This window comes from Streptococcus sp. HMSC34B10, from assembly GCF_001839505.1.
Classification (GTDB): Bacteria; Bacillota; Bacilli; order Lactobacillales; family Streptococcaceae; genus Streptococcus; species Streptococcus peroris.
In genome coordinates this window covers 397291-409441 of sequence record NZ_KV841556.1, presented here as the reverse complement: position 1 = coordinate 409441, position 12151 = coordinate 397291, and the positions used below count along the sequence as shown (strand labels likewise).

Genomic DNA, 12151 nt, shown 5'->3' with positions numbered 1-12151 from the left:
ACCATATTTATCTGTCAACTCAGAATCGTCATCAATGAGATTATCACCAGTGATATCATATTTCTCTTTAGAAACAACGTATTTCTCTGGTTGGAACTTAGGTTCTTCTGGAGGAGTAACTGTATTGTTGAACTCTTTATCAGCAGCATCTGTTACGTTGGCAACAATTGCCTTTGCTATACCATCATGTGATACAACTACTTTAACAGTAGCAACCATTGTGTCATAATTGACAGTTGCATCTGCACCAGGAGTTTCTTCTACTGTGTAGTTGTATGTCTTACCAAGATCATCGCGACCGAACTCGAGAGTCTTGAAGACAACATTACCAGCAGCATCATTCTTCACGCGTTCAACTTCAACGCCGTCTTTCTTCAATACGAATTCGAATTCGTTGGCTTGAAGTTCACGACCATCCAAACGTTTAGTGAAGTTCATTTCCACTGGAACTGGAACGCTGTTGACGCGTTTTTGTGTTGGTTTTTCAGGTTTTTCAACTGTCTTGCTTACTGGGTTGTAAACGTGAACTGTTTGGTTGGCTGTATTTTCAATATCAGCACCAGCTTTAACAGATTCTTTCACAGTTGCTGGAATATCAAATTTATAGTAACGTCCAAATTCGAACTCAGTTGTGTCGATAACAGGAGCATGCACTTTATCTTTGATAAATTCATCTTTTGAAGTTGCAGTAATCGTACCATTTTCAACTTTGATGTCGAATTTATTGGTTACTTCTGCACCAGTTACTGAATCATATGCTTTGATATCCGCTGCATTGACGTCCAATTTATCAGCGTCGTATGTATCAGATACACCAACGTATTGGATGTTATTTGCTTCAGTGAATTTAGTAGTATCAAGCCATACTTGGTAAACTAATTTAGAACCACGTTTAACTGTCTTGGTATTCAAGTTTTCTGGTTCGTTGTTAGTGGTCTTGTCTACATATGGATCTGCATTTGTTTCAGTGTATTCATTTGCCAACTCATCGTCGTCGTTCATCAACTTGTTGCCAGTAATATCATATTTCTCTTTAGAAACGACAAATTTTTCTGGTTGGAATTCAGGTGTTGCTGGAGGAGTGACTTTGTTGTTGAATTCAGTATCTTCTTGAGTGTCAGTTGATTCCCCAGCAGCATTCTTACCACCTGTTGAAGCAATATCTGTAACAGTTGTTAAGGTATGGCCATTTTTAGCAACTTTTACACGAACAAATGCTTTCATGGTATCGTATGTCATACCAAACTCTTTATCTGCATCAGCTGGGATAACTTCCTCAACAGAGTATGAGTGGGTACCAATTTTAGTATTGTCATATGACAATTCAGTAAAGGTCACATTTCCTTCTTCATCATTCTTAACTGTTTCAATAACATTACCATCTTGATCTTTGAGAACAAAGCTGAATTCACCAGCTTTTAACTTACGACCGGCTAATTTTTTAGTAAAGTCAAATTTTGTAACAACTGGAGCAACAACATAGTTATTGAAGATTTTATCATCATTACTTGCGCTAAATCCACCTTCTGAACTGTATTTAACTGTAGCTTCCAAGTCACCCTGAGTGTTCTCAGTTACATTGACAGTCATGGTAACTGTCATTGAATCGTAATCTACATTTGCATCAGAGCCCTTCTGTTCAGTGATCTTGTATTTATAAGTACCAACTTTGTTAAAGGAAAGCTTGCTGAATGTAGCTTTTCCATCTTTATTGCTAACTGTTTCTTCATGTTTGTCAGGTGTACTTTTCTCTTCTGTTAATTTGAATGTAAACTCACCGTCTGTCAAGACACGTCCGTCCAATTGTTTTTCAACTTCCGGAGTCACTTCAACTGGATTTTGTTTGACGTAGTAATAAATTGGTTGTTTGTATGGTGTTAATGAGTTGAGCAAGTCAACGTTTGTACCGATTCCATTAACTCCACGTTCCAATTGAGCATTCGGAGAAAGATGACCGATATTATCTCCCAAGAATGGTACGAATACAGTTTTCTTGGGCGTGTATCCTGCTGCTGTTTGGAAGTCAAATGGAAGTTCTTTACCATTTGGATATTCTGTTTTTGCTCCAGTTCTTAGATCTGTTTCTGTGTGCGCAATAGTTGTAAGAGGTGATTTCTTAACTACTAAATCTTCTTTATTGTAATCACCTGGTTTAATCGGTTTTGTTTCTGCAAGCAACATGTAACCGTCTGTACTTAATGAACCATCAGAACGTTTGCTTTGTTGTTTTGGATCAAGAAGATAAACACGAACGACTACAGTTCCATCTTCGCCGACGATTTCTTTAATACGTTTAATTCCTGCACGCTCAGCGTCCATAAATTTAGTACCGACTTTGTATGGGCGACTTACATAGCCTGATTTATCGTTTGCATCAGCTGTTTGATACAACTTGTAGCCATCAAATTGACGCTCACCTGATGCTGTAAAGCTTTGTCCTTCCATAGCTTTAAGAGTATATCTAGCTAGGTCTACTTCATTACCATTTGGTACATAGTCTTGAACAGTTTTATCTGTCTTATTTGCGTTGAATGTCGGATTGTTTTTATCAACTACTCTATAGTAAGTTGTTTTTTCAACTGCTTCTGGGATTTTTGCATTTGAATCGGTAATTGTACGACCGTTATAAGCTGGTTCTACAACGTTTAAAATATCTGTTGTCGTACGAGCGTTATAAACCTCAGTATAAAGAGCTTGTTCAGCAGGTGTAAGGTTATGACCTGGTGCGACTAAATCTGTGATGCTCTTTCCAACTTCATAACCATTTTGAATAAATGGCTGAGTTGTTTTACCTCTTTCAGCAGTACCAGCTTGATAATCTACTTGGAACGTTAATTGACTATTAGACGCTGTTGTAGTAGTTGTGAATTTTTGAACACCACTTGTAGCTGTAACTGTTTTTGTTTCTACGACATTACCAGTTGTTTTATCAATCAATTCAACTGTTGTATCTGTAGATTCATCAAATCTCTTATAAGCACGTGCATAGTATTTTGTACCATAACGATTATTGAATTCAGTTAAATCCCAAACCGCATATGTATAGTAATCACCTTCTTTTCTTGCATAACCAGAAGGAACAGTTTGTGACTCAACCTTAGCTCCATTTGGGTTTGTGATATCAGGGTCAACAGTTTCACCGTCTTTTAGATATGTACTAACACTGACTGGTTTAGAGTTGTGATCTCCAGAAACTGCATCTTCCGTTGTAGCACGACGATTACGAACTTTAGGTTTATCACCTTCTGAAACAGCTGGCTTAGTTTCTTCAGCTTTTTCGACCGGCTTAGCAGTTTCCTTATTGGCAACTTCAGTCTCAGTTGAAGCAGGTTTTACCTCTGATGCTTTTTCTGAAGTAGTAGCTTCAGATCTAGCTTCTTCTACTTTAGACTCAGAAGTAGGTTTTGCCTCTTCTACTTTATTTTCTTCAGCAAGCTCAGCAGTTGGAACATTTGCTACAACATCTTGTTCCTTTTTAGAGGAATCCTCACTGCTGACATCCTTTTTCACCAACTCAGTTTTTTCTTCAGAAGCTGGTTGTGTAGGAAGTTCAGAAGCTTGAACTGCACCACCATTGGCCATCAAAAAGCTAAGAGTTGTCCCTAAAAATACAGATGCAACACCTACCTTATATTTTCGCAAAGAAAAACGTTGTTGTTCCTTTCTTATCATATGGATAAGTTCTCCTTTTATATATTTAACTAACAGAAGGTAATATTTCTACAAATCTTGTGCCCTATGAACAATAATTTAAAGCTAGAACTTACCCACTTTAGCATTTCCATCATATCAAAAAATCAATATTAATTCAATTAATTATATACTCTGGAAAACGCCTTCTTATGGATTTTAACAGTGTTTTTAGCAATCTATAATTTATAATATATATTTACATGTATGCATAAATCAGTCCTTATATACAAGATTTTCTTATTTAATAATCTTTTCATTTATTATATTTCTTTTTCTAAATATTTCAATTTGATTACATTTTAATGATTGCGAAAACCTTATCATTGTTTTCATAAATACAAAAAGATTCTCCAAAGAGAATCTTATTTTTTAAATCGCTTCTGTGACAAAACTTCTGCTTTCTAATACTTTTAGCATGGCATCTGCTGTATCCAAAGCTGTAAAGAGAGGCACCCCATGTTCGATAGCTGAACGTCTGATTTGCTCTCCATCTTCATCGGCTGTCCGTTTGGTACCAACAGTGTTGATGATAGCTTGAATTTTTCCTTTGCGGACATAGCTTGGGATATCGTGTTCATCATCACCAATCTTACCAACAAGTTGAGCTTTCACTCCATGACTTGCAAAGAACTCTGCAGTTCCTTGAGTCGCAAGGATTCCGTAGCCAATGTTTTGGAAACGGCGAGCCAACTCTAGAGCTTCTTCTTTGGTATCATCTGCTATGGTGAAGACTACATTACCAAAGATTGGTAAGTGAAGATAGGAAGCTTCAAATGCCTTGTAGAGAGCTTTTTCTAGAGTCGTATCAGAACCCATAACCTCTCCAGTTGATTTCATTTCAGGACCGAGCAAGCTGTCTACTTTCGCTAGTTTGGTGAAGGAGAAGACTGGTGCCTTGATATGAACACGATTGCTTTCTGGGTAAAGTCCGTCCTTGTATCCTAGAGACTCCAAGCTTTGACCCAAAATCAACTTAGTTGCAACCTGAGCCATCGGAATATTAGTCACTTTTGATAGGAATGGAACAGTACGGCTGGCACGAGGATTAACCTCAATGACATAGACTTTCTCATCTTTGATAACAAACTGAATGTTCATCATACCAAGACAGTTGAGGCCAATTGCAAGTCGTTTTGTGTAGTCCGCGATGGTTTCTTGCACCTTTTGTGACAAGGTTTGTGGAGGATAAACGGCCATGGAGTCACCTGAGTGGACACCAGCACGTTCGATATGTTCCATGATACCTGGGATGAGAACATTTTGTCCGTCTGAGATAGCATCTACTTCACACTCTTGACCGACGATATATGAGTCAACAAGAACTGGATGGTCTGGACTTGCCTTAACCGCTGTACGCATGTAAGAACGAAGATCATCTTCATTCTCAACGATTTCCATGGCACGTCCTCCCAAAACATAGGAAGGGCGAACAAGGACTGGGAAACCAATCTTACGAGCTGCAAGCACTGCTTCTTCTTCATTAGTAGCTGTTTGTCCTGGTGGCTGAGGAATGTCTAAGTCTTTGAGAGCTTGTTCAAAGAGGTCACGGTCTTCTGCACGGTCTAGGTCAGCTACTTGCGTACCAAGGATGGTTACACCTGCTTTTGCCAATGGCTCAGCAAGGTTAATAGCTGTTTGACCACCGAATTGAACGATGACTCCTTTTGGTTGCTCTAAGTCGATAACATTCATAACATCTTCGAACGTCAATGGTTCAAAGTAAAGTTTGTCTGATACAGAGAAGTCTGTTGAAACTGTCTCTGGGTTTGAGTTCATGATGATTGCTTCGTAACCCGCAGCTTGAATCGCCTTAACTGAGTGAACAGTTGCATAGTCAAACTCCACACCTTGACCGATACGGATTGGACCAGAACCTAAGACTAGAACAGATTCCTTATCAGACTTGATGGACTCATTTTCCCAACCATAGGTTGAATAGAAGTATGGAGTTTCTGATTCAAACTCTGCAGCACAAGTATCCACCATCTTGTAAACTGGGACAATCTTGTTTTCCAAACGTAGTTGACGAACTTGGTCAGCTGTAGTATTCCAGAGTTCAGCGATTTTACGATCTGAGAAACCATTGAGTTTTGCTGTTTTTAGGACTGCTACATCTTGTGGATGTGATCCTAACTCTTGCTCAATCTCAAAGATGTGTAAGAGTTTATCAAGATAGAAAATATCAATCTTAGTCAAGTCAGCAATCTCTTCTGGTGTATAACCACGACGGATTGCTTCAGATACGTAGAAGAGACGGTCATCTTGTGCTTTGACAACTTTTTCAATCAAGGCATCATCTGAAACATCTGCAAGTTCTGGCATCTCATTGTGATGCACCCCGATTTCAAGAGAGCGACAAGCTTTAAGAAGTGACTCCTCAATGTTACGACCAATAGCCATTACTTCTCCAGTCGCCTTCATCTGAGTTCCAAGACGGCGTTCACCTTTTTCAAACTTGTCAAATGGGAAGCGTGGAATCTTTGCAACCACATAGTCAAGGGCTGGTTCAAACATAGCATAAGTTGAACCTGTAACAGGGTTAATAACCTCATCCAATGTCAATCCTACTGCAATCTTAGCAGCCAATTTAGCGATTGGGTAACCTGTCGCCTTAGAAGCAAGGGCAGAAGAACGTGATACACGAGGATTTACTTCGATGACATAATACTTAAAGCTGTGCGGATCCAGAGCTAATTGAACGTTACATCCACCTTCAATCTTGAGAGCGCGGATAATGCTCAAACTTGCATCACGAAGCATTTGGTTTTCATAATCTGACATGGTTTGCGCTGGAGCAAATACGATGGAATCCCCTGTGTGAATCCCAACTGGGTCAAAGTTTTCCATGTTACATACAACAAGGGCATTGTCAGCTGAGTCGCGCATCACTTCGTACTCAATTTCCTTGAAACCGGCAATAGAACGTTCAATCAAACATTGGGTAACAGGTGACAACTTCAAACCATTTTCAGCAATTTCACGTAGTTCTTCCTCGTTGGCACACATACCACCACCGGTACCACCAAGAGTGAAGGCAGGACGGACGATAACGGGGTATCCAATCGTCGCAGCAAAGGCAACTGCTTCTTCAACTGTATTTACAATTTCAGATTCTGGAATTGGTTGCTTCAATTCTTCCATCAATTGTTTAAAGAGATCACGGTCCTCCGCTTGATCGATGGCTGACAATTTAGTACCGAGAAGTTCTACTCCAAGCTCATCTAAGATTCCATTTTTAGATAATTCCATGGCCATATTAAGCCCTGTTTGACCTCCAAGAGTTGGAAGTAAAGCATCTGGACGTTCCTTACGGAGAATACGTGTCACAAACTCAAGTGTAATTGGCTCTATGTAAACCTTGTCTGCAATTTCTTTATCTGTCATGATAGTTGCAGGGTTTGAGTTTACCAAGACAACCTCATACCCTTCCTCTTTCAAAGACAAGCAGGCCTGGGTCCCTGCGTAGTCAAACTCAGCAGCCTGACCAATAATAATCGGACCAGAACCAATCACCATAATTTTTTGAATATCAGTACGTTTAGGCATTTATAAGATATTAAGGGCGTCAAGCGGACAAAGCTAAAATAGGAGTTATGACGAAGAACTGTCAGTTCTAGAAATAACTATCTTTTTAGCACCGTCCGTAGCCCGTATTCAGTTCAGCAAATACGGACCACCCTTCTCCTTTCTATTCGTCGCCTCACTGAGCGACATTAAATAAGATACAAAGGACGATAAGAAAGCGACTGAATTTTAGGAAACCATAGAAGAATTTCTATTCTTGTTGGTTTATCTAAATTCCAAGCTTTCCGTCCGTGTTCAATTCCATAAATTCTCCGACGATTTCACACTCGTCTTTAGTTAGTTTGTTTGAAGGCTTCCATCATCTCGATGAACTCATCAAATAGATAACTTGCATCGTGAGGGCCTGGAGCTGCGTCTGGGTGGAATTGCACAGAGAAACCTGGTTGGTATCTGTGACGTACACCTTCAACTGACTTATCATTAATTTCTTCGTGGGTGATAATCAAGTGTTCTGGTAAGTCTTCACGGCTCACTGCATATCCATGGTTTTGACTCGTGAAGTCCACGCGCCCTGTCGCAATTTCGCGTACAGCGTGGTTAAATCCACGGTGACCAAACTTCATCTTATAGGTCTTGGCACCATTTGCCATCGCAAAGAGCTGGTGCCCCATACAAATACCAAAGATTGGAATCTTGCCGAGAATCCCACGAATCATATCGAGTGCTTCTGGTACATCTTCTGGATTTCCTGGACCATTTGACAACATCACTCCGTCAGGGTTCAAATGTAGAATTTCCTCAGCTGTAGTTGTGTATGGAACTACAGTCACGTTACAATTGCGTTTAGAGAGCTCTCGTAAAATAGAATGTTTAAGACCAAAGTCTACTAAAACAACGCTCAAGCCAACTCCTGGAGCTGGATAAGAAGTCTTGGTAGATACTTGTCTGATATTATCAGTTGGCAAGACAGTTGCTCGAAGTTGATCCGCAATGTGGTCCATACTATCTCCAGCGTGTGTTAGAGTTGCTCGCATGGTTCCATGTTTACGGATAATCTTTGTAAGGGCTCGTGTATCAATCCCTGAAATACCTGGAATTTTCTTAGCTTTCAAAAATTCATCCAGCGTCATCTGATTACGCCAGTTACTTGCTCTACGTGCCTCTTCGAAAACTACAACTCCCTTACAAGTAGGACTGATAGATTCGTAGTCATCACGGTTAATCCCATAATTCCCTACCAGTGGATAAGTGAAGGTCAAGATTTGTCCATTATAAGACTGGTCTGTAATGGATTCTTGATAACCTGTCATCCCTGTATTAAAGACGATTTCCCCTGTTACATCAATATCTGCACCGAAGGCTTTACCTTCGAAAACTGTGCCATCTTCTAAAACTAGAAGTCGTTTTGTCATCTTGTCACCTCTCGTGGACGCTCACTGGCGTCTTTTAACGTTTTATTTGTGTCTTATTGTGCATTTCTACCGGCTAATACAGCTTCTAAGATAGCCATACGTACAAAAACACCATTTGTCATTTGTTGAACAATGCGTGATTTTGGTGCTTCTACCAAATGATCTGCAATTTCTACATCCCTATTTACTGGAGCTGGATGCATAATGATTGCTTTTTCTTTTAAGCGATTATAACGTTCTTGGTTTAATCCATGATGAGCATGGTAGTCTTCTTTTGAAAAGACCACTCCACTTTCGTGGCGTTCATGTTGAACGCGAAGTAACATCAGAACATCTACCTGATCAATAATTTCATCAATAGTTACAAACTGTCCATAGTCTGCAAACTCTTGACTTCTCCATTCTTCAGGTCCTGCAAAGTAGAGATCTGCACCTAAGCGTTTCAAAATCTGCATATTTGACTTGGCGACACGTGAATGGTCCAAGTCACCAGCAATGGCAACCTTGAGGCCTTCGAAATGGCCGAATTCCTCATAAATCGTCATCAAATCAAGTAAGCTCTGACTAGGATGCTGCCCTGAGCCGTCGCCACCATTGATAATCGAAGTCGTAATCGTTGGACTCGCAATCAATTCTCTGTAATAATCATCTTCAGGATGGCGAATGACGCAAGCTTCTACTCCTAAGGCAGACAAGGTTAAAATGGTGTCATACAGTGTCTCACCTTTATTGACGGAGCTCGTTTTAACATCAAAATCTAGTCGATCCAATCCAAGTTTAATTTCAGCAACTTCGAATGATTTATGGGTACGGGTTGAACTCTCAAAAAAGAGATTTGCAACAATGTGACGATTCTCATAAGAATCAACTGCTCCATTTTTAAATTCGATGCCTCGTTTAATCAATTTTAAAACCTGATCTACTGTGAGGTCTTCCATTGAAACCACGTGTTGCAAGGCTTGTTGATTTTCTGACATGGCTACTCCTTTAGCTCTTAAGCTTCTTCAGTAATCAAAACTCTATCTTGTCCATCCAGTTCCGTCATCTCTACGATGATTTCTTCTGAACGACTAGTTGGGATATTTTTCCCAACGTAATCTGGACGAATTGGCAATTCTCTATGTCCACGGTCAACTAGTACTGCAAGGCTCACGCGCGCAGGACGACCTTGTCTAACAATATTGTCAATAGCTGCTCGAATCGTTCTGCCTGTATAAAGCACATCATCCACTAGGATGACTTCGCGGTCTGTCACATCAACAGAAATCAATGAAGTATCTTCACCGGATTTTACATCATCGCGGAAAGGCTTGGTATCCAACTCCACTACCGGAACTGAGATATTTTCTAATTGTTCCAAACGCTCTTGGATACGGTGAGCAATAAAGACACCTCGAGTTTTAATTCCTGCTAAAATGATTTTATTCAAATCTTTGTTGCGTTCGATAATTTCGTAAGTGATACGCGTAATTGCTCGCTTGACAGTTAATTCGTCTACAACTTCTTTTGTCTTCATGACAAACCTCCAAAAAGAAAAGTCTCCTTTTTCAAGGAGACCTGAGAATGTATAACTAAGCGAGCCACACTGTATACAGTATAGACTTACCCTTCTACTTAATCGAGCTCCTTGCCTGCCTCACGGGACAGGTTTAAAGGAATATTTTATTGTCCTTACTATATCACAAAGCCTAGTTCAAAGCAAGTAAAAACATTCAATACTCGGTCTTATAATGAACTAAAATCGTACAATTGTGGATAGTGTTCGCATTCTGGATTTTTTGGATGACAGATGGCTCTTCCAAAATAAATCATAGCCTGATGAGCCGCAAGCCACTCTTCAGGTGGTAGAACTTCCATCACTCTTTTTTCAACTTCAAGCGGTGTAGCTGATTTTTTAACAATATCGTGGTGTTTGCAGATACGTTCTACGTGAGTATCAACTGCAAAAGCCGGAATACCGAAGCCTACACTCAAAACTACGTTTGCTGTCTTTCTTCCGACACCTGCCAAGCTCTCTAATTCTTCCCTAGTTTGAGGTACTTGGCCATTAAAATCATCCATTAACTGCTGGGCACATTTTTTAAGGAACTTAGCCTTATTGCGATAAAGCCCTAAACGCGAGATGTGTGAAGCAATTTCACTCTCACTTGCATCTGCCATGGCTTGTGGAGTTGGAAATGCTGCAAAGAGGCCAGGTGTAGCTTTATTTACTGCTGCATCTGTCGTCTGAGCAGACAACATGACTGCAACCAAAAGTTCAAAATGGTTACGAAAATCAAGGCTTGGTTTGGCATCAGGAAAAAGTGCAATGATTTCCTCAATGACATGACGAGCACGTTTCTTGGATAAAACCATCTACTCATCCTCGTTAAATAATCCTTGCAATCCTGCAAAAGGACTATTTTCTTCTTTCTTAACTGCTTGTTGAGCTTGGTACTCTTCCTCCGTCATGATTTGCCAGTCATTTCCAGAAACAAATCCCTGACCAGCTTCTTCCTCAGCCGTTAAAACCTTGATAGGAATGTTGAGCAAGATATTGTCTGACACACTCTCAGCCAAGTCAATTTCTCCATTTTCAATCGGCAATACCAAATCCTCATCTAAAATTTCTTGATCCAGTTGATTGGTAGCACCTTCCATAAAAATCTCATTTACTGGATAGGATTCCACCAATTCCACAGGTTCCATACTACGACTAGAAGCCAGTACAATCGTATAAGACAAGAGATAGTCTAGGAAAAACATACGGTCTTCATATTGGATCTTACCTGTCACTTGAATATTCTTAACATCTAAAATTTCTTGATTACGGGCACGTAAGTTTGCTGCTAAGTCTAACGTTTGCTCAAAATACAAACCTTCAGGCTGCTTACGAACTTCTTGTATATTTAACTTCATACTTCCTCCATAAAGATTTTCTCACTTGATTATACCATGAAATCACTTAATTTAATCGCTCCAGACCTTGTTTTAAATATTATTAATTTTCAATATATATTATGACAACTTTACTTTTTGTGCTATACTATAGGCATCAATACATGGGTAAAGGAGGACGCTCATATGGAAGACAAAGCCCTTTTAACTAAAGCCTATCAATTAGTCTCAGAATTAAATCAAACGATACAAAACTGTAAACAAGGATTACCTGATGATTTACGCTTACAGCAAAATATAGATGAAATTCTCAGAGCACTAAAAAAAGCTGAGAAAGTGGACAATGCTATCTTAATTGAACTGGAAAGCTTTTACCAACGGACTAGTCTTTTAATTGGACTTGGTTCACTGAAATTAACTGACCAAGCCCGCACTGCTTGGAGAAACTATGACAAGTTCCACTTCGATCACGTTAAACATGCATTAACACTCTATGGACCTGTTTTTGGTTTCTAGAAAGATTGAATTTCTCATTTCTTTTGACAACGTTTTCCAAAAGGTATAAAATAAACATAGTAATTTTTGGAGGTAAGGGAGACATGAACAACTAAGTCTATCAAATAAAGAACCTTTATTTAGTAGAT

The 12151-nt window shown here is 39.6% G+C and carries 8 protein-coding genes; 1 reads left to right on the top strand and 7 read right to left on the bottom strand.

The features are described 5' to 3' along the window. The 7 genes from HMPREF3237_RS07595 to HMPREF3237_RS07565 all read right to left on the bottom strand — a co-directional run. On the bottom strand, positions 1 to 3672 hold a 3672-nt coding region (locus HMPREF3237_RS07595), incomplete at its 3' end, for a Spy0128 family protein (protein ID WP_257365247.1). 390 nt (positions 3673 to 4062) lie between these two features. Beyond that, positions 4063 to 7239 carry a carbamoyl-phosphate synthase large subunit gene (carB, locus tag HMPREF3237_RS07590; protein WP_070889399.1) on the bottom strand — a complete coding sequence of 1059 codons (3177 nt, stop codon included), beginning with the start codon at positions 7237 to 7239 and terminating at the stop codon, positions 4063 to 4065. A gap of 311 nt (positions 7240 to 7550) precedes the next feature. Next, positions 7551 to 8630: a carbamoyl phosphate synthase small subunit gene (locus HMPREF3237_RS07585; RefSeq protein ID WP_070889398.1), complete on the bottom strand. Its 1080-nt coding sequence runs from the start codon at positions 8628 to 8630 to the stop codon at positions 7551 to 7553. Positions 8631 to 8683: 53 nt separating this feature from the next. Beyond that, positions 8684 to 9607: an aspartate carbamoyltransferase catalytic subunit gene (locus HMPREF3237_RS07580; protein WP_070889397.1), complete on the bottom strand. Its 924-nt coding sequence runs from the start codon at positions 9605 to 9607 to the stop codon at positions 8684 to 8686. Positions 9608 to 9624: 17 nt separating this feature from the next. Further along, complete coding sequence (pyrR, locus tag HMPREF3237_RS07575) at positions 9625 to 10146, bottom strand: bifunctional pyr operon transcriptional regulator/uracil phosphoribosyltransferase PyrR (protein ID WP_070889396.1); 522 nt, start codon at positions 10144 to 10146, stop codon at positions 9625 to 9627. 209 nt (positions 10147 to 10355) lie between these two features. Beyond that, positions 10356 to 10985, bottom strand: a complete 630-nt coding sequence (gene nth / locus HMPREF3237_RS07570; protein WP_070889395.1) for an endonuclease III — start codon at positions 10983 to 10985, stop codon at positions 10356 to 10358. Then, positions 10986 to 11528 (bottom strand): YceD family protein, encoded by a 543-nt coding sequence (locus HMPREF3237_RS07565; protein WP_070889394.1) that lies wholly within the window; start codon positions 11526 to 11528, stop codon positions 10986 to 10988. Positions 11529 to 11693: 165 nt separating this feature from the next. On the opposite strand from HMPREF3237_RS07565, the gene HMPREF3237_RS07560 reads away from it, so the two are divergent. Beyond that, on the top strand, positions 11694 to 12023 hold the full coding sequence (locus HMPREF3237_RS07560) for a helicase BlpT (RefSeq protein WP_070889393.1): 330 nt from the start codon (positions 11694 to 11696) through the stop codon (positions 12021 to 12023). The last annotated feature ends 128 nt before the right edge of the window (positions 12024 to 12151 follow it).

What these genes read in the sequence shown, in the direction of transcription:
- HMPREF3237_RS07565 (WP_070889394.1), bottom strand. Translation starts at nt 11,528, where the DNA reads ATGAAGTTAAATATACAAGAAGTTCGTAAGCAGCCTGAAGGTTTGTAT.
- nth (WP_070889395.1), bottom strand. Translation starts at nt 10,985, where the DNA reads ATGGTTTTATCCAAGAAACGTGCTCGTCATGTCATTGAGGAAATCATT.
- HMPREF3237_RS07585 (WP_070889398.1), bottom strand. Translation starts at nt 8,630, where the DNA reads ATGACAAAACGACTTCTAGTTTTAGAAGATGGCACAGTTTTCGAAGGT.
- carB (WP_070889399.1), bottom strand. Translation starts at nt 7,239, where the DNA reads ATGCCTAAACGTACTGATATTCAAAAAATTATGGTGATTGGTTCTGGT.
- HMPREF3237_RS07580 (WP_070889397.1), bottom strand. Translation starts at nt 9,607, where the DNA reads ATGTCAGAAAATCAACAAGCCTTGCAACACGTGGTTTCAATGGAAGAC.
- pyrR (WP_070889396.1), bottom strand. Translation starts at nt 10,146, where the DNA reads ATGAAGACAAAAGAAGTTGTAGACGAATTAACTGTCAAGCGAGCAATT.
- HMPREF3237_RS07560 (WP_070889393.1), top strand. Translation starts at nt 11,694, where the DNA reads ATGGAAGACAAAGCCCTTTTAACTAAAGCCTATCAATTAGTCTCAGAA.